This window comes from Aminipila terrae (assembly GCF_010120715.1).
Classification (GTDB): Bacteria; Bacillota; Clostridia; order Peptostreptococcales; family Anaerovoracaceae; genus Aminipila; species Aminipila terrae.
In genome coordinates this window covers 3,299,916-3,323,353 of sequence record NZ_CP047591.1, presented here as the reverse complement: position 1 = coordinate 3,323,353, position 23,438 = coordinate 3,299,916, and the positions used below count along the sequence as shown (strand labels likewise).

18 protein-coding genes and 1 other RNA gene are annotated in these 23,438 nt (G+C 36.4%); 2 read left to right on the top strand and 17 right to left on the bottom strand.

All coding sequences use genetic code 11. From position 1 onward, the window contains the following. Positions 1-8 precede the first annotated feature (8 nt). The 4 genes from coaE to Ami3637_RS16010 form a co-directional block, all read right to left on the bottom strand. Positions 9-593, bottom strand: coding sequence for a dephospho-CoA kinase (gene coaE, locus Ami3637_RS16025; protein ID WP_162363442.1), 585 nt, complete (start codon positions 591-593; stop codon positions 9-11). A 23-nt stretch (positions 594-616) separates the two neighbouring features. Then, a complete protein-coding gene (gene polA, locus Ami3637_RS16020; protein WP_162363441.1) occupies positions 617-3,349 on the bottom strand; it encodes a DNA polymerase I in 2,733 nt (910 codons plus the stop codon). Then, positions 3,331-4,311 (bottom strand): anti-sigma factor family protein, encoded by a 981-nt coding sequence (locus Ami3637_RS16015; protein ID WP_162363440.1) that lies wholly within the window; start codon positions 4,309-4,311, stop codon positions 3,331-3,333. Before Ami3637_RS16015 ends, polA begins: the two co-directional genes overlap by 19 nt. Before the next feature lie 70 nt (positions 4,312-4,381). Then, on the bottom strand, positions 4,382-4,954 hold the full coding sequence (locus tag Ami3637_RS16010) for an RNA polymerase sigma factor (RefSeq protein WP_243158049.1): 573 nt from the start codon (positions 4,952-4,954) through the stop codon (positions 4,382-4,384). A 155-nt stretch (positions 4,955-5,109) separates the two neighbouring features. On the opposite strand from Ami3637_RS16010, the gene Ami3637_RS16005 reads away from it, so the two are divergent. After that, complete coding sequence (locus tag Ami3637_RS16005) at positions 5,110-5,910, top strand: histidinol-phosphatase HisJ family protein (RefSeq protein ID WP_162363439.1); 801 nt, start codon at positions 5,110-5,112, stop codon at positions 5,908-5,910. A 90-nt stretch (positions 5,911-6,000) separates the two neighbouring features. Beyond that, complete coding sequence (locus Ami3637_RS16000) at positions 6,001-7,287, top strand: hemolysin family protein (RefSeq protein ID WP_162363438.1); 1,287 nt, start codon at positions 6,001-6,003, stop codon at positions 7,285-7,287. Between the two features lie 56 nt (positions 7,288-7,343). Here the strand turns inward: Ami3637_RS16000 and Ami3637_RS15995 are convergent, their stop codons facing one another. The 13 genes from Ami3637_RS15995 to Ami3637_RS15940 all read right to left on the bottom strand — a co-directional run bounded on the left by Ami3637_RS15995 (position 7,344) and on the right by Ami3637_RS15940 (position 23,323). Beyond that, entirely contained in the window at positions 7,344-9,509 is a 2,166-nt protein-coding gene (locus tag Ami3637_RS15995; protein ID WP_162363437.1) for a YhgE/Pip domain-containing protein, read from the bottom strand. Between the two features lie 141 nt (positions 9,510-9,650). After that, positions 9,651-10,625, bottom strand: coding sequence for a P1 family peptidase (locus Ami3637_RS15990; RefSeq protein WP_162363436.1), 975 nt, complete (start codon positions 10,623-10,625; stop codon positions 9,651-9,653). 44 nt (positions 10,626-10,669) lie between these two features. Next, entirely contained in the window at positions 10,670-12,313 is a 1,644-nt protein-coding gene (locus Ami3637_RS15985) for an OPT/YSL family transporter (protein WP_162363435.1), read from the bottom strand. Positions 12,314-12,602: 289 nt separating this feature from the next. Then, the gene (locus Ami3637_RS15980) at positions 12,603-13,175 is read right to left on the bottom strand and encodes a hypothetical protein (protein WP_162363434.1); all 573 of its coding nucleotides are present in this window, start codon (positions 13,173-13,175) and stop codon (positions 12,603-12,605) included. 220 nt (positions 13,176-13,395) lie between these two features. After that, complete coding sequence (locus Ami3637_RS15975) at positions 13,396-14,223, bottom strand: formate/nitrite transporter family protein (protein ID WP_162363433.1); 828 nt, start codon at positions 14,221-14,223, stop codon at positions 13,396-13,398. Positions 14,224-14,270: 47 nt separating this feature from the next. Next, positions 14,271-14,448, bottom strand: a non-coding RNA gene (ssrS, locus tag Ami3637_RS15970) — 6S RNA. A 124-nt stretch (positions 14,449-14,572) separates the two neighbouring features. Further along, positions 14,573-15,112, bottom strand: a complete 540-nt coding sequence (locus Ami3637_RS15965) for a zinc ribbon domain-containing protein (RefSeq protein ID WP_162363432.1) — start codon at positions 15,110-15,112, stop codon at positions 14,573-14,575. Positions 15,113-15,282: 170 nt separating this feature from the next. Further along, complete coding sequence (locus Ami3637_RS15960; RefSeq protein ID WP_162363431.1) at positions 15,283-16,014, bottom strand: YebC/PmpR family DNA-binding transcriptional regulator; 732 nt, start codon at positions 16,012-16,014, stop codon at positions 15,283-15,285. A gap of 38 nt (positions 16,015-16,052) precedes the next feature. Next, complete coding sequence (locus Ami3637_RS18825; RefSeq protein ID WP_330586711.1) at positions 16,053-18,614, bottom strand: acyl-CoA dehydratase activase-related protein; 2,562 nt, start codon at positions 18,612-18,614, stop codon at positions 16,053-16,055. A gap of 71 nt (positions 18,615-18,685) precedes the next feature. Next, positions 18,686-20,299, bottom strand: coding sequence for a BadF/BadG/BcrA/BcrD ATPase family protein (locus Ami3637_RS18820; protein ID WP_330586710.1), 1,614 nt, complete (start codon positions 20,297-20,299; stop codon positions 18,686-18,688). Positions 20,300-20,402: 103 nt separating this feature from the next. Beyond that, positions 20,403-20,984, bottom strand: a complete 582-nt coding sequence (locus Ami3637_RS15950; protein WP_162363430.1) for a hypothetical protein — start codon at positions 20,982-20,984, stop codon at positions 20,403-20,405. Continuing rightward, complete coding sequence (locus tag Ami3637_RS15945) at positions 20,953-22,335, bottom strand: MATE family efflux transporter (RefSeq protein WP_162363429.1); 1,383 nt, start codon at positions 22,333-22,335, stop codon at positions 20,953-20,955. Before Ami3637_RS15945 ends, Ami3637_RS15950 begins: the two co-directional genes overlap by 32 nt. Before the next feature lie 295 nt (positions 22,336-22,630). Next, complete coding sequence (locus Ami3637_RS15940; protein ID WP_162363428.1) at positions 22,631-23,323, bottom strand: DUF3862 domain-containing protein; 693 nt, start codon at positions 23,321-23,323, stop codon at positions 22,631-22,633. Between the last annotated feature and the right edge of the window lie 115 nt (positions 23,324-23,438).

Here is a 23,438-nt window from a genome sequence, read left to right as displayed (position 1 = left end):
TTCCTTATTTAACTTTTCAATAATTTGTCAACTTGCTCATATAAAGCTTCCTGAGTTGTGGAATTGTTCAAAATATAATCTGCCTTGTCATGCTGCTCCTGCCTGCTCATCTGATTTTCAATTCTCAGCAGTATTTCTTCCCGTGAGGAGCCATCTCTTTTAATCACTCTTTGGATTCTTACTTCATCTTCAGCATCTACTACCCATATCTCATTTGATTTTTTATCTAATCCAGTTTCAAAAAGCAGAGGAGCATCAATAAATATCAGTTTTTCACCCTGCTTCTCATATTTTTCAATATTATCTGAAATAATCCTCACGATTTCACTAAGCATGATACTGTCCAGTTTTTGTTTCTGCTCTTTATTGGAAAAAGCTGTAAGAGCCAGACCCTTTCTGTTTAAAGTGCCATCCTGGTTCAAAATGCTGTTTCCAAAGCATTCAACAAGTTTAAATAAAGTTTCAGAATCCGGCGCAACAATCTGCCTTGCAATTTTATCTGCATCAATAATCGGATATCCTTTTTGGGATAAATAGTCTGATACTGTTGATTTGCCACTTCCAATACCGCCTGTCAGTCCTATGATTTTCATTACTGTTTCACCTTCTTCATCTGTTATTTCAGATTATACCAGTTATTACCCTGATTCAGTTCTACTGCAAGCTTAATTTTAAGATCCATGGCACTTTCCATACATTCTCTTAGGAGAATTTCTATGTCAGCTGTCTCTTCTTCAGCAGTTTCAATAATTAATTCATCATGAACCTGTAAAATAAGCCTGGATTTGGCATTCTTCTTATTAAGTTCACGATATACTTTAATCATTGCCAGTTTGATGATATCAGCAGCACTTCCCTGAATAGGACTGTTCATTGCCAGCCTTTCTCCCAACTGCCGGACCATATAGTTACTTGCGTTGATTTCATGTATAGCTCTTTTTCTCCCCATGATTGTGGCTACATATCCATTTTCTTTGCAAAACTTAATCTGTTCATCCATAAAGATTTTTACATTGGTGTTGGTTTTAAAGTATTCATCAATATATCTTTCGGCTTCTTTTCTTGTAATATTAAGTTCCTCCGAAAGGCCGAAACCACTCATTCCATATATTACACCGAAGTTAACGGCTTTGGCATTACTTCTCTGTAATGCTGTAACATCCTCTTCTGGGACTTTAAACACTCTGGCAGCCGTAATTCTATGAATATCATCCCCATTATTAAACGCATCAATCAGATGTTGCTCTTCTGACATATGTGCCAGTACTCTGAGCTCAATCTGAGAATAATCTGCACCTACTAAAGTGAATTCCTCTTCTGATACAAATGCTTTTCTGAGTTTTCTTCCCAATTCCTGCTTTATAGGGATATTCTGCAAGTTTGGTTCCGTACAACTTATTCTCCCAGTAGCAGTTACAGTCTGCTGAAAATGGGCATGAATCCTTCCATCATCATGAACCAGGGGCAGCAGGCCATCGATATAGGTTCCTTTCAGTTTTGATAAGGTTCTATACTCCAGGATACAAGGAATAATATCATGCTCATGTCTGATTTTTTCAAGAATTTCTGCATTGGTGGAGTAACCACGTTTTGTCTTTTTACCAGCAGGCAGTCCCATCTTTTCAAATAAAATAGTGCCAAGCTGTACAGGTGAATTAATATTAAATTCTTCTCCTGCATATTCATAAATTATATCGGTGAGTTTTTCCAGCTGTTTTGAAATGGATTCTCCAGCAGTCATTAATTCCGTTTTGTCAAGCTTAAATCCATAGCACTCCATAGAAGCCATTGGTTCAATCAGCGGAAGTTCCACCTGATAATATACTTCTTCCAGTTCTTCACGCTTCAACTTGCTTTCCTGAACAAATCTGATTTCTTCAATGGTCTCCGCCCATTTCTTTGTATAATCCAGATAACTGTCACTTAAATCCCCAAAAATATTTAACTGTCCATTAGCAGACATAAATTCTTCTTCATTTTCAATTTCTGTGTGAAGCAATTCAAAAGCCACGGTTTTCAATTCATAGTTACTCTTTGACGGTTCCAGAACATATTGAGCTATGGCACAATCAAAGATGGTGTTAAAGAAAAAGCCCTGCTCTCTGGCGATAATTGGGCTATCATTCCTGATTAATGATGTTAAAAGTACATAATAATCATTTATTAAATAATATCCAAATATTTTCAAGCTTTTTTCTACCATTAAAGTTGCAAATCTCTTTAAAATATCAGCATATTCATCACATTGAATAAAGGCAATCGTGTTGGTAGACATAACTCCTATTCCGTATACAGACGACGTAGATTTATGATTCTTATCAGAATAAACTTTTAAAGCTATTTCTTCCTGATTTTCCAAGCCATCAAAGAAACTTTCAAATTCCTCTAAAGAAGAGATTTTTATTGCCTGCCTTTCCTTTTTTTCAAATTTTCTGCTATCCTGATTTATTTCTGACAGCTTATCTGTGGCGGCTGCCAGATCCGTTGCTTTTAAGCGTTTTAAAAGACTGTTAAATTCTAATTTTACGTAGATACTTACTAAGCTTTCATAATCAGGTTCTTCCATGAGATATTCAGAAAAGTCTATATCAATAGGTACATGGGTATTGATGGTTGCAAGTCTTTTACTCATGATTGCCAGCTGAGCATTTTCTTCAATTTTTTCCCTGAGCTTTCCTTTCGCCATAAAATCTATGCTGCTTATTAACGCTTCTACTGAACCAAATTCTAAAATAAGTTTTTGGGCTGTCTTTTCCCCTACTCCGGGTATGCCTGGAATATTATCCGACTGATCTCCCATCAATCCTTTAAAATCAATAAACTGTGTGGGAGTAAACCCATACTTATCAATTAATGCATCTTTATCATATATTTCAAACTCTGAAATACCTTTTTTGGTAATTAAAATTTTTGTTTTATCCGTAGCCAGCTGTAATGCATCTTTGTCTCCTGTAATGATTAAAGGTTCCAGAAGTTGTTCTTCTGCCACTCTGGCAATGGTTCCAATTAAATCATCTGCTTCGTATCCTTCCAGCTCAATAATCTTAATATTCATGGCTTCAAGAACTTCTTTTAAAAGAGGAAGCTGCATGGCCAGTTCCGGAGGCATCTTTTTCCTTCCTGCTTTATATTCCTGATATTCCAGATGACGGAAAGTAGGCGCCTTTTTATCAAAAGTTACAACGATATATGCAGGTTCATAGTCATTTTTAATTTTTGTGAGCATATTAAGAAAACCGTACACTCCCTGAGTGTACAGTCCTTCTTTTGTTATCATTGGACGCTGCATAGCATAATACGCCCTGTTTATTAAACTGTTTCCATCTATAATTATAATTCTTTTTTCCATAACTTACCATCCTGACCGCAATAAACGGCATCTTCTTTTACTTCCTGCCCCTCTGAATTAACTGTAGTAATGGTTATATCTATTATCCACATATTTCCTTCATCGTTCTGGGTGCAAGAAATGATTTCATAATTACTTTCAGCTAAAGTTTTATCCAGCTGGTCTAAATAGTCACTAAGTTCTTCATTAACATTCTGGAGATTTATTGATTTCAGTTTCTCAGAACGATCGGTGTTATCAACAGAATTAAAAAACATATCCGGCTGGCTTTCTATGGTTTTATTCTGTGAAGGAGCATTTACCGGTGCCTGATTCAAGGCAGCTCCTCCCGCTTGCAGACTGGCCTTTTCAGGCTCTAAAGTTTTAGGAGCTCTCTTTACAGTTACTTCAGCAGAATCTTTTTTACTGCTGGAGCTTACAGACTCCTTAGGGGTTGTTTTCATATTTGAAGAGGCTGAATCATTGGCATTGGACGCTTCTTTATTGGTCTTATGGGACGGAGTATCCTCTGCTTTTGATTTTTCTTTTACCGGTGCCTGATCATCTGCCACGTAACTATAATTTAAAGCCTGCTTACTGAAGAAGTCATCTAAATTATTATTATACAATATAACGGAGAATAAACCAACCAGAAAAACTGCTGCTAAAGAATATAATCTTTTCCACATTATTTTTTTCTTGTGTTTTATGGAAATATCCCTTGAATTTCTAATACTGATTCCTTCCTGAACCAGAGCCTCATGGAGCTTTTCATGGAATATTTCAGGCACAGGAACATCTTTCAGACCTGATAGCTCTGAAAGCATGCTTTTTAACTCTGTAACATCCTGTTTACATACAGGACAACTTTCAATATGCTCCTGTATTTCTTTCATCTTCTCTTCATCAAGCTCATTATCGATAAATGCAGATAATAAGTCTTGTACTTCCAGACAAGTCATACGATGTCTCCTTTCCTTCATAATTTATCTCTTTATTTTAGACATAAAACAAACTGTTTTGTTCCATAAAATTAAGCATTAATTCATTTTTTTATGCATCATTATTTAAATAGACTTCTTTTAGATTCTTTCGGGCTCTTGATATCCGGGATTTAACAGTTCCAGTTGAGCATTCCAGTATTACTGAAATTTCTTCGTATGAAAGCCCTTGTATGTCTCTTAAAATAATAACTTTTTTATGATCTATGGGTATTTTTTCAAGACATTCTAAAATGTATGTACTTTGCTCACTGTTCAGGATAACCTCTTCTGGCGGAGGCGTATGGTCTGGAATCTCCAGCGTCTTTTCATCCTGATTATCATTTGGAGCAATAGGTATTTCATCATATTTATTTTTATATTTTCGTAAAAAGTCATAACAGGAATTAACTACTATCCGATATACCCAGGTTTCAAATTTACTTTCCTCATTAAATTTTCCCAGATGACGGAATATTTTTATAAAGCTTTCCTGCAGTACATCCATAGCATCATTTTCGTTTTTGACATATCTCAGGGCAATATTATAGGCTTTTCCTTTGCATGACAAAATGAGGGTCTCAAAGCTACCCTCGTCTCCATCTTTTGCTTTTCTGATTAATAATCTTTCTTCTTCAGAAATCATAATGCCCATGCTCTTTTCAATCTGTCCCTTTTATGATAATATATATAGCTAATATACATAACTAAAATATTTGCTCTTTCATTTAAATTATAAACTAAGGCAAATATACTTTATTATAACAAAATTTACATATAAAGCACAAGGAGATTATAAAGATGTATGATTACCATACTCATTCTTTTTTTTCGGATGACTGTGATATACCTACAAGGGATATGATAGAAGCAGCTATAAAAAAGGGAATGAAAGAAATAGCCATAACGGATCATTATGATCCAGATTATCCGGACCAGGAATACCCCTTTGTCGTTGATTTTGAAAAATATCATGATACACTGTTGCAGATGCAGGCAGAATATAAAGATAAAATTAAGATTATCAAAGGTCTTGAAATAGGTATTCAACATGGAGAGACTTTAAATAAATGCAGGAATGCTGCCCATGCTTTTCCCTATGATTTCATCCTTGGCTCTTTCCATTGCACAGATAATAAAGATTTATATACTGGTTATTTTACGGAAGAAACAGATATTCCAAAAGCATTTGAGAGATATTATGAATATGCCCATGAATGCCTGAAAGATTATACTGATTTTGATGTGATGGGTCATATCAATGTAGTAGACAGATATTTGCCTTTTGATAAAATACCACCTTATAAACCTTATATGGATATTATTCATTCAATCTTAAAGCAACTGATAGAAAATGGGAAAGGCATTGAATTTAATTCCTCCTGCTATAGATACTTAAAGGACGGAAGAACCACACCCACCCGGGAGATCTTATCATTATATAAAGAACTGGGGGGTGAAATTATCACCTTTGGTTCTGATTCACATAATCCGGATTTTATTGGGGACCATTATGATGAGGTTCTTGAAATTCTTAGAAACATTGGATTCAGGTACATTTCTACGTTTGAAAACAGAAAAGTTAATTTTATTCCCATTTAATATTTAAAATCCATTTCTACAACACATCCTATAGGTAGTAGAAAATATTCATCAGACATATACGTAAATATAAGGAGAAGAACTGATTTTATGATTCATTTGTTAAATATTATCGTTGTATTGATACTTGTTTATTTTAACGCATTCTTTGTTGCTACAGAATTCGCTATGGTAAAAGTAAGAAAGTCCAGGATAGAAACGTTAGTTAATGACGGAAACAATAGTGCCAGACACACGTTAACCATTGTTAACAATTTAAACTCTTATTTGTCTGCATGCCAGCTGGGAATAACACTGGCCTCTTTAGGATTAGGATGGGTTGGCGAGCCTGCTGTTTCTAAAATGCTTGAACCCCTGTTTGATTTATTCAATCTTTCAGGTGCAATGGTTCATTCAATCTCATTCATTATAGGATTCTCTGTAATAACAGCTTTTCACATTGTTCTTGGAGAATTGGTTCCTAAATCACTGGCAATTGTCAATACAGAAAAAATAGCATTATATACGGCACTGCCCCTAATCATGTTTTATAAAGCAACTTACCCTATTATGTGGGCCTTTAATCATACCACGAATTTAGTCTTAAAGATATTTGGACTTTCACAGGCTGATGAGCACGAAGATGCCCATACAGATGAAGAAATCAAACTGTTGGTTGAAGAAAGCTATAAGCATGGTCTGGTAGATAAAACCGAATTGGCTTTAATTGATAATATATTTGATTTCTCTGAGAAAACAGTAACAGACATAATGATACCAAGAACGGATATGGAATGTATCTTCCTTGAGGACCCTTTCACTGAGATTCTGGCCTACGCTCTGGAACGACAACTGACCCGATATCCAGTATGTAAAAAGGACAAGGATCATGTGATAGGTTTCATTCATATAAAGGATTTATACAAGCAAAAAATTATGGGTACAGATCAAAAGATAGAAAATATCATCCGTGAGGTTGACTTTGTTCCAGAATCCATGTCAATTAGTGAATTATTAAAGATCTTCAAGAAAGAAAAAAACCAGATAGCTGTAATCATTGATGAATATGGAGGAACAAGCGGCCTCATAACCCTTGAAGATATTTTAGAAGAGATAGTTGGTGATATTCAGGATGAGTTTAATGTAGAAAGTCCTGAAATAGTTAGAAATGAAGATGGTACCTATCTGGTGTCGGGTAAAGTACACCTGGATGAGATTGATGATCTTTTAGATATCAACATTGAAGATGATAATATTGACACCATTGGAGGATGGATATATTCACAGTTAAAATCTATTCCACAGGTTAATGATAAAATTCTCTATGAAAATTACGAATTTATTATCTTTGACTGCGACCAGAGAAGAATAAATGAAATTTTCATTAAGACTATTTAATTAAAAATTTATAAAGAGCTGAACTGGAGTCATATCTGGTTCAGCTCTTGTGATTTTTAATCCCCTATTAGCCCACTTACTTTTGCTTTATTAATAAACCGTTCCATGATTTTATTGACTTTTTCTTTAAAGAATATTGCAAGAATCATGGAGATAAAGAAAAATACTGATAACATAGCTGCATTTTTCATCAGGATGCTCCAGATAATCCCTCCCTGTGCTTCCCTCATTCCACCTATTGCGTAAGTAAAGGGCAGCATGGGACTGATGTTTTGAAAAAATCTGGGAGTCAGTTGAACTGGAAACGTCCCACCCGATGCAGAGACCTGTAAAACCATTATAATCAATGCCAAAGCTTTCCCCACGTTTCCCAGGATTGAAACCAGCGTGTACACAATCATATTAAATATAATCCCTGTATAAACAGAGAACAATAAAAATATTACTGGACTTACAGCATAGGCTTTCAGTAAAAACAGATTACCTGCACTGACTACTAAAGCCTGTACAATGGCTATGGTAGCAAAGGTTAAAAACCGTCCGAAAAACTGCTCTTTTGCTTGTATTTCCGCACCATTCTCAAAAGGATCTACTTTTACACTTAATAGTGAAAGAAGCACAATGGCACTCACCCAAAGTGCAAGAGTTGTATAAAAAGGCGTCATGGCAGAGCCATAATTGGGAAATGGATAAATCCGCTCCTGTTGTAATTCAATAGGATTAGAAAGAAAATTGCTGACTGCCTGAGGGTCTTTACGGAGCAAATCCATCAGACTGTTTAATCTACCGTTATTATTAAGATTCTTCACTTTACTTATTGCATTCTGTAAATCTTGTTGGACAGCTGGAAACCGATCATTGACTTTTTTAAGCTGTGTACTGCCCAGTCCGGTTGCAATTTCTGTGTCCTGAAGAATACTGCTCATAAGGGGCAGATTGTCTTTTGCGTTTTGAAATAAAAGCAGAGAGTTGTCAGAAGTAGCCATAAGGTTTTCAGAAAAGTTGTTAATCACAGGTGAAATATTATTATTAAAAGTCTTCTCTGCCCCATTTAAAAGCTTTGAAACATTCCCTAGTGACTGAATCATGTCATTCACTGTATCAGTGGAAATCTTCTGACCCAGATTTATCTCATGAGTTAAAAGTTTCAGGTTCTCTACACCTTGCTGAAGCTTAGTTATCATTCCCTGCTGATCGTCAATAAACCCAGAAAGAATATTGCTGTTCAGTACATTGTCCATTGATTTTAAAACATAAACATTATTTGTAAGAATGGTAAGTGCATCCTGCAACTTATCGCTAACCCATTGTATATCCTGACCGCTTACCTGGTCACCTGTTATGATTGTACTGTTAACATTTTTTAGCCCGGCTACAGCGTTATCAGTTTTAGCCTGTGCATTAGTCAAATTAGTATTAATTACCCTTGAAATATCTTTCATTTGCCCGTTGAGCCGGGATATATAATTATTATTTGCTTTTGCCATTTCGGTATACTGATTGAGCATATTAGTCATAACCGGAATGCTTTTTTGTATATTCTGGACAGATTGATGAATGTCACTGGACAGCTGACTGGCCAGATTAATTTTTTTACCCATATCAGGCAAAATTGATTCTAATTCTCCAGTCTGGCTGAGCATGTTATCCATTTTATCTTTAAACTGCTCAAATTCCTCGCCATATGCATCTAAATAAAGAAGCACCGTGTTTGTTACCTCTTGCGTAAATGAAGTTACAATTTCATTCTGGAGGCTTGTAAGACCGCTTTTGGTTATCTTAGGTGTAATAGCATTGACTTTTTCATTTACTGAATAGATTAGTTTTGCTTTGTGTGGCTGATCTTGGGTTAAAATGGACAACAAATCCGATGAAAAATCTTCTGATATTATGATGCTTGCATAATATTTTCCATACTGGACTCCTCTTTTTGCTTCTTCCTGATCTACAAATGTCCAGCCTATACTTTGGTTTTTCCTGAGTTTTTCTATAATTTCAGCGCCGAAATTAACATGAGTATTTTTAATTTGTGTACCTTTATCATTATTAACTACGGCTACTAATAGATTTTTTGTATTTCCATAAGGATCCCAGTTGGCATTTATGCTAATCCAGGCATAAAGAGCTGGTATAATAATTAATCCTGCTGTTATGATCAAAAGAACGCTATTTTTTAGTATTCGTCTGATGTCTCGTTTATATATACGAATGATTGTATTCATAAATTCAGTTATTCCTTCCAGCCTTACATAATTAAAGTTATTTTTCGTGAAAAAGCCAAAAATATGTGCATGAACTGGTTTAATGAATTTATTGAAAAAAACAACTCCCACAAATATAGGAGTTGTTCAGGTAGAATATATTTATAAACTGTTATTTACAAAATCAGATGCTGCTTTCAATCCATAGGCTGGCTTAGCATTGATTACCGCATTATTTATGGCTTTAGCCATCACATGAGTTGCTAAAGCACCTAGTGAATCTGGTGCAACTTCTGCTTCCCCAGTTGCCATAACAAATATTGAATCACCATCTGCCGAAGTATGAACAGGCCTTATAGCTCTGGCATAACCATTATGACATATAGATGCCAGTTTATTTGCCTGAGGCTTACTCAATCTGGCATTAGTAATGAGACAGCCGATAGTAGTGTTTCCATTAAACACGTTTCTGGGTGCTGATATTTCTGAAAGCATGATTTCCTCTGTATTGGCAAGACTTGCTTTGTCTTCCGTTAAAATTCCAGCAATCCTTTCGCCTGTATCAATGTCCAGTATATCTCCAAGAGCATTGACGGCCACTACTGCTGCACATTGTATTTCTCCTGCCTGTACTGCATAAATACCCAGTCCGCTTTTCATCAGCCGATTAATTCCCAAATATTTTCCCACAGTAGCTCCTGTTCCTGCTCCCACATTACCCTGCTCTGGATTATTTCTCTCTGAAGCCACGCAGGCTGCGTAGCCCATATCTTTATCCGGCCTGCAGGTGCTGTCGCCTACAATCAGGTCAAATAAGGAGGCTCCGCAAACGATAGGCACCACGCCTACTCCTACATCAAATCCGATTTTCTGCTTTTCTAAATAGGCCATGGCGCCTGAACAGGCATCCAGTCCATAAGCACTGCCACCACTCAACATAACACAGTGTATCTGCTGAACCATATTTTCTGATTTAAGAAGATCCGTTTCCCTTGTAGCGGGTCCTCCTCCACGGACATCAACACCTGCCCATGCCCCTTTGTCGCATATGATAGCAGTACAGCCTGTGCCCCCTTCCAAAGATTGAGCATGTCCTACTCTGATTCCCTCTATTTGGTTGATACTAATCTCTTTCATAAACAATCCTTCCCGTCAAATATGGCTATCTAATAAATTATATTTTATTTTGCAATGATTCCGACAGCAATAACTAATGCCTGTATAACACCAACGATTGCTTCGCCGCCCAATAAGCCTGAAGCGATAATAGAGCCTGTTCCCTTTTTTTCAAATGCAGGAAAAGCTTTATCTGCAAATAGTCTTAGCATACCACCAATAAAAGCTGTAGCAGACAGGTAAAACGGCAGGTATACACCTAACCCCAAGGTCATAACTGGAAAATTGATACAATATAATATCACCGCTATAACTAACCCTGTGGCAAAGGCAGGTATGCTTGAAATGCCTCCTACCATAGCTGCCACAGCACTTGCCTGAGCGGCAGGAAAAATTTCTGTTCCAAACACATTGGAGCCATAAGCATCCACAATAATAAGTAGAACTCCTACGGAGACGATTGCTCCTATTATAGACCCTACTGCCTCTGCAATCCACTGTGCTTTCGGGTCAGTTTTTAATATATAACCTGCTTTAAAATCATTCATAACGTCTCCTGCAAGGCCACATGCTACGGCTACAGCAGCTGCTACAAAAAAGGCTTCTGTCTGCCCTATAGCCGAAACGGCTTTAGCTGCAATAAGTACAATGATTCCGAATATCTCCATGGGATTAATACCAGACTGTCCCACACATTGTGCTGACATGGCTGTAGCTACCCATACTCCAAGTATGGTTACAATGGATGCAACAATACCCATATGAGCTGAAATAGTAAATAAAAATGCTATGATTACCATAACAAAAGGAGCCCATCTAAGTGGTATAAAGCTTCCCCCTATACTATCTTTTTTAAACATTGCCCCAAAAATTTCTTTAGCCTGTGGCAGTATACCTTTTACCACGATACCTAAACCAGTTCCCACCATTAAACCGATTCCCAGAGATGCTTTTATGGAAGAAGCTGTTGCAGCATTCCAAATACCGAAATACTGACCACCTATTAAGATACCAAAGTCACCTATTACAGCACCTAAAAACCAAATACCGATAAAAACGGGACCGATTATATATCCCACAGAGATAAGCATGGGTGAAAGCCAGATTCCTCCTCCGGAGCCATAAGAAAGCATTTTTGAATTCATAAAGGTTGCCGGAATTTTATGAAAAACATCTCTTAATAAAGTAAAAATTGCAGCAAAGCCCATAGATGCAAAAAGCATAACTGCCTTTTTCCCCCCTGCATCACCTATAATTAATGCTTCCGCCGCTGCCTGTCCCATAGGATAAGGAAGTTCTTTGGTAACTACAAAATATTTTCTGATTAATGCAGTGAATATTAATCCTAATATAACACCACCAACTGTTATTACAATAAGTGTTAATGGTTTAATTTCTGCTTCTTTATTCAGCATCCAGATGCCAGGTAATGTAAATGCAAGTCCGCCTGCTACCATTGCTCCGGCTGACATGGCTGTATGCGTCACGTTTATTTCGTTTATATTTGTATTGCCACATGCTTTAAGTGAAAACATGGAAACCAGGGCAACGAACATGATTGGCCAGGGCAATGAGCTCAGTTTTAATGCAACGAACATAGAACTCATGGTCAGTATGGTGGCACCAATACTTCCAATAATGAGCCCTCTGGCAGTCAATTGTTCTTTAAATGATCCAGCGTATTTTACTTTCGTGTTTTGTGAAGACATCTTTTCCTCCTTAAAATAAGAAATGTCCGCCCTTTTCCTCATAAAAAAAGCAGTCTGATTAAATCAGCTGCCTATGTTTCTGAACTCGAAAACATAAAAAAATCATAAGATTTATGATTCCTTATTATGTTTTTTTTAATATATCAGTCCCACTCCTTAGGATATAGGCTTCAAAATAAAAATAAAAAAATCATAAGGTACAGTTACATTTATACTGTCCACGTTAGTCAATATAGCATAAATAACAGGAAAATTCAATACTAATTGTAATTATCTTCTTCTAATGCCACTAATCTTCTTCCACATGAATGCTTTTTACGACACTCTCTCCTAATGGCGTAAGTGCTGCGCTGCCAAACTCTATGTCACCTCTGTCACAGAGAAAACCTGGTGTGTTTTTCCCTTCTTCTACTGTTTTAATAAAATATTTATACAACTCAGACTCGGTATGCATTGTATAATCATAACCCTGCAGTGGAATATCATAATCTAAAGTAATTAATCCCTTTTTCTCCAGCTCTTTTAAAATGGAACCTATACTTCTGACAGTTTCCATGGTATCCTTTAAATCCCTTATATAAACGGGAGCTAGACTACTGAATTCTATATGGTGATTTTCACTATTACTCATGATAAACTCACTAATTGGTAAGTAATTAAATTCTTTCAACTCCAGCAGAATTTCAAGTTCTTCCCTGGATAAATTAATTGGCCCCTGCTCCTTCGTTGAATGACAGCTGCCACAGTTCTGTACCTGTTCAGTATCATGGCTATGTCCATGTCCACCACAGCTACAGCCACAGCTATGTCCATGATGGGTATGCTTATGTGACTTTTCATTTATTTCTTCTTTGCTACACATTTTTATTCTCCTTGAATCATAAAAAAAATTGGTATACGACAATTGTATTATATATCAGGTTAGCTAAAGCTAACATTATGTATAATAGCATGCTTTTCATTACAATGTCAATATACTCAATTTTTTAGATTCTATTATTCTTTCTATTTTTAATAAAAATATAGTAACATACATATTTTGGTGATTGTTAGTCAATACAAAGAAATTAAAATTGAAGATTCTAGGCTTTCTTATAAACAAACCAATACGCTATGCCTACAAAAATGCCTCCACCTACTATATTTCCAAGGGTTACCGGAATAAGGTTATGAATGAAAAATCCACTCCATGTGAGATTATTTAAAGCTTCAGCAGAAGCGTGAGATAATTCAGCAAAATGTTCATTGGCTTTTGCCAGAATACCTGCTGGTATGTAATACATGTTAGCTACACTGTGCTCAAAACCCGAAGTAATAAATAGCCAGATTGGAAAGAAAATTCCAAATATTTTCCCTGTCATGGTGTCTGCACCATATGAAAGCCATACAGCTAAGCATACAAGCCAGTTGCACATGATGCCTAGAATGAAAGCCTGGGAAAAACTTAATCCCGTTTTATATGCTGCAATTTTTACAGTAACTGCACCAAGAACATCTCCTCCACTTGCAAACAATCCTGAATGATACATCATATATGCAATCAGCAGAGAACCTATCAGATTTCCTGCATATACTATAATCCAGTTACGAAACATGGTAAAGAGGCGGACTCTTTTACTACATACAGCAGCCAGAATCAATGTGTTCCCCGTAAACAATTCCCCACCACAAAGCACTACCAGCATGAGGCCTGTCCCAAAGACTGCTCCAGCCAGAACTTTTCCAAGGCCGTATGTAGCTGGCTGATAAAATAAATTAAATGCCGCCATATTTGAGCCTTCTGCAGCAAAAGCAATAAATGCTCCCGCCATAATCCCTAAAATTAATAGTTTTAAAAAACTTCCATCTGACTTGGTTACTCCTGTTTCAATAGTGTAGTCAAGTATCTCTGCAGGTTTTAATGGCTTCATTTATTTCCTCCATATGTAATATACAGTATACAAAATTCTTTTGTAATAAAAATCCCGACATGCCGTCAGGTGATAATTCACACCCTATCAGTAGATAGGGGGGTACCCTGCTTCCGCTTCTGTCTTCCACTGCAAAGGAGGCTTGACATAAGCTGCAAAGACTCGGATTCCCAAGGTCACAGTGTAGGTTGAATTATACTACCTTAACGAACACTTCAGGATTTCTTGCATTTATATTATATGACTATTATACTATTTCATTCAGATTTTGCAATAGGTATAGCCTAGTATGTTTTGGAAAAGTATTTAAAAAATTTATCAAAAATTTTATTAAAATGATGGTTTAGTCTTAACTTCCAGAAAATACTCTTATGATTGCAAATATGATAGCTAAAATAATTCCCAGAGTTTTCATTATGCTTGCAGATGTTTCTTCTTCAGAAGAATTAGCAAAATTCTTAAAAGATTTTTGCATAGAATCTTTTACGTTATTTACGTTAAAATTTTCTGCCCCTTGTTTATTATGAACATTTGAGCTTTCATGTGTATCTATTCTACGGCCGTCTCCGTGAACTCTCTTGGGATTAGTATTAGCTGCACTTTCATTCGTATAGCTGGCATATAATTCCTGTATAGAGTTCTGCTTATTCTTAATTACGTTTTTTATATTTACGTTTTTGGTTGTAGTCATTCTTAAGCGGGCATCCTGTCTGTAATCTTTCTTCTCCATAGATACCCCATTTAACAGATTTAAAAACTTATCCCAAAAAGAAAGTCCGTCATAATATTCACAAGCATAGTGACTATATTCTCGTTTCACAGGTCTGCCGCAATGAATGCAAAACACAATGTTATTTCTTACTTCTTTTCCACAATGTACGCAACGCATAAAACTCCCCCTTAATCCATAGACACTGCTCTTAGATAATTATACCTTAGACTTTAAGATTTAACAATCACAAGTCACATAATTACCTGTACCAATTGTATTTTGTTGGTACAGGATAATAGTAAAGCCATCTAAATAAAATTTAGATGGCTATCTATCAATCATCTGAACTATTCGTAATCTTCTAAGTCAAGTGAGCAGTTATGATGAACTTTCTGGACATCATCATTGTCTTCCAGAATATCAATCATTTTCTTTAGCTTCTTGATATCATGTTCATCAGATGGAGCTGATTCCATGGATGGAACATATTCAATGTCTGATTCAAGTAATTCATAGCCTGCTGCTGTTAATGCACTATGTACATCTGTATAAACAGCCGGTTCTGTCTGGACCTCAAATGCATCTTCATGAACAATCATATCATCTGCGCCTGCTTCAAGGGCTGCTTCCATAAGAGTATCTTCATCAATGGAATCTGTTTTCTCAATGATGATTACGCCCTTTCTTGAAAACATATATGATACACAACCTGGTGCTCCAAGGTTACCGCCAAACTTATCAAAAGTAGATCTTACAGCTGCTGTTGTTCTGTTCTTATTATCCGTTAAAGCTTCAACGATAACAGCAACGCCGCCTACACCGTAGCCTTCAAAGTTCAATTCTTCGTAAGTTTCACCTTCAAGTTCACCGGTTCCTTTTTTTATAGCTCTGTTAATATTATCATTTGGCAGATTAATGCCTTTAGCTTTTTCTATTGCCACCTTTAGTGACGCATTGTATTCTGGATCCCCACCGTTTTTAGCAGCTACAGTAATAGCTCTAGAATATTTTGTAAATACTGCAGCTCTTTTTGAATCTTGTGCCGCTTTACGTCCTGCGATTGTACCGTGTCTTCCCATGGAGACACCTCCTAACTTATTTAATTTCAACTCAAATATTATACTACTTTTTCTTCGTGATTGCAATCTGACTTTTCCATGTTTTTATAAGCAGTAGCCATCATCAGTTTGATTCTGTTTAACTGATTAACGTCACTTGCACCCGGATCATAATCTACAGCCACTACATTTGCATTTTCATTATATCTTCTTAAGGCTTTCATCATGCCCTTCCCGGTTACATGATTTGGCAGACATCCAAAAGGCTGAAGACAAACGATATTATTCACTCCACTATCAAGTAATTCTAACATTTCACCTGTAAGAAGCCATCCTTCACCACACTGGTTTCCCAAAGAAATTAATTGTTTCGCTTTATTAGCCGTATCTTCAATACGATGAGGTCCACTAAACCTTGTACTTTCGTTTAACGCATGTCTGGCCGGCTCTCTGAACCATTCAATAAACTGTATGGCCATTTTATTCAGTACCATGGTACTGTATTTTCCTGCCAGATGTTTAAAATTAAACTCCTTACTGTGCATGCCATACAGGAAAAAGTCAATGAGATCCAGAACAACTGCTTCCCCGCCTTCATTTTCAATGATTTTTACGATGTCATTATTCGCTGTAGGATGATATTTAACCAAAATTTCCCCTACCACACCGATTTTAGGCTTTATTATGTCTTCAAGTGGCAGATTATCAAAGTCATGAACCATTTGTTTAATCAACCGCTTAAAATATACAAAACTTCCGTTTTTAATGTTTTTGCAGGCAACCCGGGACCATTTTTCATAGAGATTATCTGCAGATCCTGGTACCTTCTCATAAGGTCTGGTTGCGTACAGCATACGCATTAATACATCTCCATAGACCGCACCCATTAAAATTCTCTTTATCATGGACATGGTAAGTTTAAATCCACTGTTTTTCTCCATGCCCACAAGATTAAAGGATATTACAGGAACCTGCTCCATCTTAAGGTCAATTAAAGCCTTACGTAACAATGCCACATAGTTGCTTGCTCTGCATCCGCCTCCGGTTTGAGACATAAATACAGCTGTCCTGTTTAAATCATACTTTCCGGATTTCAATTCAGAAATAATCTGACCTAAGGTAACAATGGTTGGATAACAGGCATCATTATTAATATATCTCAGGCCTTCATCTACTGCATGTTTATCCACAGAAGGAAGCAGCTGGACCTGATATCCACACTTTTCCATAGCTGGCGCGATAAACTGAAAATGTATAGGCGACATCTGGGGAACCAGAATCGTATAGTCTTTACGCATTTCCTGAGTAAAAACTTTTCTTATAAACCTATTATCGCAATCAATATGCCTGATATTATTCTTTTCTCTTTCGTCAATTGCTGCTTTAAGCGAACGGATTCTTATCTTAGCTGCCCCTAAATTTGAACCTTCGTCAATTTTTAAAACAGTATACATATTGTTACTGTTCTTCATGATTTCCTCTACCTGATCTGTTGTTACAGCATCCAGTCCGCATCCAAAAGAGTTAAGCTGTATCAGTTCCATATCATCATCTTTGCTTGCCACCAGTGCTGCTTTATACAGCCTTGAATGGTATACCCACTGATCAAGTACTCTTATAGGTCGGTTCATTTTTGCAAGATGTGCTACAGAATCCTCTGTCAATACAACCATGTCAAAGGAGGTAATCAGTTTATCTATCCCGTGGTTTATTTCTGGATCCAGATGATAAGGTCTGCCGGACAAAATAATGCACTTCTTTTTATTTTTCTTTGCATATCTTATGGCATTTGCCCCATGCTTTTTTATGTCATCTTTAAATCTTTTATTTTCAATTCTGCCCTTTTTTACAGCCTTTACTACTTCAGCATAGGATACGCCTAATACCTTTAATGTATTATACATCTCTTTAATCAGGCTAAGATCATTGTCATAAGGTAAAAATGGATGAGTAAAAGTAACATCATGTTCGTCAAATATTTCATCCATATTGCTTCCTATTACTTCCGGGTATGTAGCAACTATTGGGCAGTTATAATGATTTGGTGCTGTTTCATCCTCACTTACTTCATAATTAATGCTAGGATAAAAAATCCATTTAATTCCCTGATCCACCAGCCACTTTATATGCCCGTGAACCATCTTAGCCGGATAGCATGCTGTGTCAGAAGAAATGGTTTCCATTCCATGCTCATACAATGCTTTTGTAGACGGCGGTGAAATCACTACCCTGAATCCCAAATTAGTGAAGAAAGTAAACCAGAACGGATAATTTTCATACATATTAAGAACTCTTGGTATACCTACTACTCCACGTTTAGCATACATTTCTGCAGTGGGTTCATAAGAAAAAAGTCTTTTATATTTGTATTCATACATATTTGGAAGTTCATCCGTATCTTTTTCTTTGCCGGTTCCTCTGTCACATCGGTTTCCCGTTACAAACTTTTCTCCGCTATTAAATTTATTGATTGTAAGAATACACTGATTTTCACATTTTTTGCATCTGGTATGGGAATTCATCACTGTAAAAAGCTCCATATCTTCAGGCTTTATAATAGAAGATTCCGTACCTTCTACATAACGTTCCTTAGCAATAAGTGCAGCTCCATAAGCACCCATAATACCTGAGATATCCGGCCTTACAACTTCTTTTCCAAGGATGGTTTCTATACTTCTGAGAATGGCATCGTTTAAGAAAGTTCCCCCTGGACTACTATTTTTTCTCCGGCTTCATCGGAATTTCTCAGCTTAATTACTTTATAAAGGGCATTTTTAATAACAGAAAAAGAAAGACCTGCAGAAATATCACCTATTGTAGCCCCTTCTTTTTGTGATTGCTTTACCTTAGAGTTCATGAAAACAGTACATCTTGTTCCCAGATCTACCGGAGTTTTTGCAAAAAGAGCTTCTTTGGCAAAATTTTGAACATCCATATTAACGGACTTGGCATAAGTCTCAATAAAAGATCCGCAGCCAGAGGAGCAGGCCTCATTTAACATGATGTTATAAATGGCACCATCTCTTATTTTCATGCATTTCATGTCCTGGCCGCCAATATCCAAAATGAAATCAACTCCTGGTAAAAATGCTTCAGCAGCTTTATAATGGGCAATTGTTTCTATTTCCCCTAAATCCACATTAAATGCAGCCCTTATTAATCCCTCTCCGTAACCTGTAGCCGTTGCGTTTGAAATCTGCATATTATCTGGTAAGAGGTTATACATCTCCTTCAGAAGGGCCATGGTTACTTCTAAGGGTTTCCCTTCATTATTTCTGTAAAAAGAATATAACAGGTTATTTTCACTGTCTATTAATGCCGCTTTTGTTGTTGTTGAGCCGGCATCAATACCTAGAAAAACTTTTCCTTTTGCTTTTCTGATATCTTTACGTTTAATTTTATCTTTATCATGTCGTTGTTTAAATTCAGTATATTCATTATAACTTTTAAAAAGGGGATTTGTACGCTTTGTTTCAGATAATGCAGTAGAATCTGCATTTTGTAAGGCATGGAAAACCTGGTCTATACTTTTTAGTTCATACTTCTGAGATGTCAGAGCAGCTCCTATAGCCACAAAATACTGTGAATCTTCCGGGAAAATAATGTTTTCCGGCTTAAGGTGCAGCGTTTCAATAAATCTTGTTCTAAGTTCTGATAGAAATGAAAGTGGTCCGCCTAAAAAAGCTATATTGCCTTTAATAGTTCGTCCACAAGCCAGTCCGCTAATGGTCTGATTCACAACAGCCTGGAAAATAGAGGCTGCCAAATCTGAAATACTGGCACCTTCATTGATTAATGGCTGTATATCGGTTTTAGCAAAAACACCACATCTGGCAGCAATAGGATAAATCAGTTTATGTTTTTTGGCTGCTTCATTAAGCCCTCCGGCATCCGTGTTCAGCAAAACGGCCATCTGATCTATAAAAGAACCCGTTCCTCCAGCACAAGTACCATTCATCCGCTGTTCAATCGTAGCCCCATAAAAAGTTATCTTGGCATCTTCTCCTCCAAGTTCAATAGCCACATCTGTTTGTGGCACTATTGTTTCAACGGCTTTACTACAAGCTACAACTTCCTGTTCAAAAGGAATATCCAAAAGCTGTGACAGGGCTAACCCCCCTGATCCTGTAATAGTCATATGTACCTTTGCATTTCCAAATTTCTCATAAAGTTCTTTAACTAAATTAAGAACTTTTTCAAAGACATTAGACATATGCCGCTCATATCTCTTAAATAATATATCATTTTTTTCATCCATAAGCACAACTTTAACTGTAGTTGAGCCAACATCAATACCTAATCTCATATAAGCAATACCCTCCTCAGGTTTTTGTTTATTATGCATATTAATGATGTATTATACCATAAATTCAAGCAAATAAGAACAAACAATTTTTATCAGTTTGTATTTAAATCTGGTAAATCACTTCATATTCTATGCCCATGGATTCTCTGTCACTTGAATCCATTTCCACTAAATCAAATATCAAGGGATCTTTTATTAAATGTTTCCATACTGTATATGTTGCCTTTTTAAACTCCCGTGTAAGCTCTGTTTTTTCTGCAATCAAAGGACAGGTATAAGGAAGTTCAGAAGTAGACCAAATTAATTGCAGCTTTCCTTCAGGTGAAAAATGTGGAGCCAACGGAAAGAATCTGCATTGCAGAGGCCTGCTTTCCCTCGGGCATACCGGTGGTGTTTTACACCTTACAAAATATACTTTTCCAAACCAGGAATCTGGGAAATCATAGTCTTCTGCATATTCCACACTCCATTTAAGCCACTCTTCTTTCATGGTAAACAGCTTCTCTTCTCCTGGCAGCAGATAGATGCCTAAATCGTAATCCAGGCCTTCTTCATCCGTACTGTCACCCCCACAAGTGCAGCAGGCAGCTCCACAAAGTTTTCCGCAATCACCTTTGATTGGGGAAACTCTGTCAAGTAATCTGTATATAGCTTTATAAGTTTTTTTCTTGATTATACTTTTCATTTTCGTGTCCTAAAGGTTCAATTTCCTTTTTATATAGTTTTTTTACAAATATTAACGAATACACAAGTCCCAATATCTCTGCCATCGGCCATGCCCACCATACCATTGTAAGCCCACCTATTTTAAGTAATATCCATGCTAAAGGCACAATTCCGATTAATTGTCTGATCAGAGCCTGCCACATACTCAGCATTCCATGCCCAGTTGCCTGGAATATAGTAGATGTTAAGATGCCAAACGCTGCTGGAATAAAGCATAGGCAAATGGTTCGAAGTGCCGGAACTCCTATTTTTAACATATTATCAGAGGCACTGAACATCTTTAAAAGCTGCTCTGGGAAAGTTAAGAATATGATAGTCCCAATAGTCATTATGATTGCCGCTATAATAATTCCCACTTTATACGCCTGCATTAATCTTTCTTTATTACGTGCACCATAGTTGTACCCCATGATTGGCATAGCCCCCTGGTTTAATCCAAACACTGGCATAAATATAAAAGACTGCAGTCTGAAATAACTTCCCAGTACTGCTACAGCAGTTTCTGAAAATGCCAGAATTCCATTTATGCAGAAAAGCATTACAGAACCAATCGACTGCATAAGCATTGCCGGGAATCCTACATTATATATATCTTTAATAATTTCCCCATTAAACTTAAATCCTTTTATTTTAACGGTAACCTGATGTTTACGGCCAAATAACAGTGTTAATCCTAAACACATGGAGATAAACTGTCCAAATGTGGTCGCAATTGCTGCACCAGCAACTCCCATTTTAGGGAAAAATCCAATACCAAATATTAAAAAAGGATCAAGCACTATATTTATTATAGCACCAGACAGACTGCAAAGCATAGGCAAAAGCATACTTCCAGTTGCCTGTAATACTTTCTCTGTATTTACCTGTATAAATACAAATAATGAAAAACCTGTGGTTATCATTAAAAATAAGGCACCATTCTCAATAATATATGGGGAATCAGAATAAGCTGATATGTATGTTTTTGAGAACAACAGTCCCATTATAGCAAACACTGCCCAGTTTATAAATGCTATTCTGAATCCATGACTGGCAGCCAGATCAGCTTCTTCAAATCTTTTAGCACCCAGTCTTCTTGCAATAAGAGAATTTACCCCTACTCCAGTACCTACAGCTACGGAAATAAGTAACATTTGTATAGGAAATATCAGTGTAACTGCCGTAAGTGAAGATTCACTTATCATTGCTACGAAAATACTGTCTATTACATTATATAAGGCCTGTATCATCATTGATAGCATCGCAGGCCAGGACATGGACAGCATAAGCTTTCCTACTGGCATCGTGCCCATTTTGTTTTCTCCATTCATAAATCCACCCCTCATCTTTTTCTAGAGTCAAAACAATTGCTATTTCAACATTATAGGGAACGATAAAATCGTTCCCTATTTTTGTTTTCTTGTTTTTATTAGCTAAGATATTATACCATCAATTTTCATTCTGTCAAGTTTTGTTAAAATGAGGAATAATTAAAGGCAGGAATTTATCTGGTAACAAAAAATCGGCATATATCAATAAGATAAGATACCGATCTTTTTTATGTTTTGGTAAAATATAATTTATCTAATTTAATCAGCTACACGAGTTTGTTTTAAATAATATGTATTATTCCAGATTAAATTGTGCTTTCATTTGGAGTTTATCGCCCTGGAAGGTTAAATTTGCATTTGCTCCATTTTTATTGATCCATTCATATACTGAAGACTGGATTCCCATAGTTTCAGCTTCTGAAAGAAGTTGGCCTTCTCCTAAAATATCTTTTACCTGTGCATAGGTCATTCCTTCTTTTATCTGATTATATTTCTCAAGAGTAATTCCATCATTTGCGTCCTTTAAGCCTAATTGTGCTTTTGACACTACTTTGTCATTCTGGATGGTTACATTCATATTTGCTATTCCTGATCCGCTCCAGGTATATATTACAGTTTTAATTCCAGCTATTTCAGAAGATGATGTTTCGCTTCCGTCTTCTCCCAGTAAAGCAACCACGTCTGTATAGCTTGAACCCATATTGATACTTAAGAAATTATCATAATTAATTTTACTTTCTTCAACATCCTTTGATGCAGTTTCCTGAGTTGCCGGTTCAGTACTGGCACTTTTTGAAGAATTATCTGAATCGTCTTTACCACCTAAACTGCCTATAACACCTAAGGCCACTACAATACATAAAATGATAAACCATGCTCTTGTATATACAGGCTTTGTATTCACTGTCCCACATTTTGGACAGGTGACTTTACTTCCTTTTTCTAACTCTTCTCCACAAGATTTGCATGTTCTTATTTTGTTTGCCATAAGATTTTCTCCTTTCATTAACCACACAAATTATTCTGGTAATTTAAATCTTTAATTATATTTTATATCTGTTTCCTCAATTTTCCTATGCCTTCCATACGACACTATCCGACAT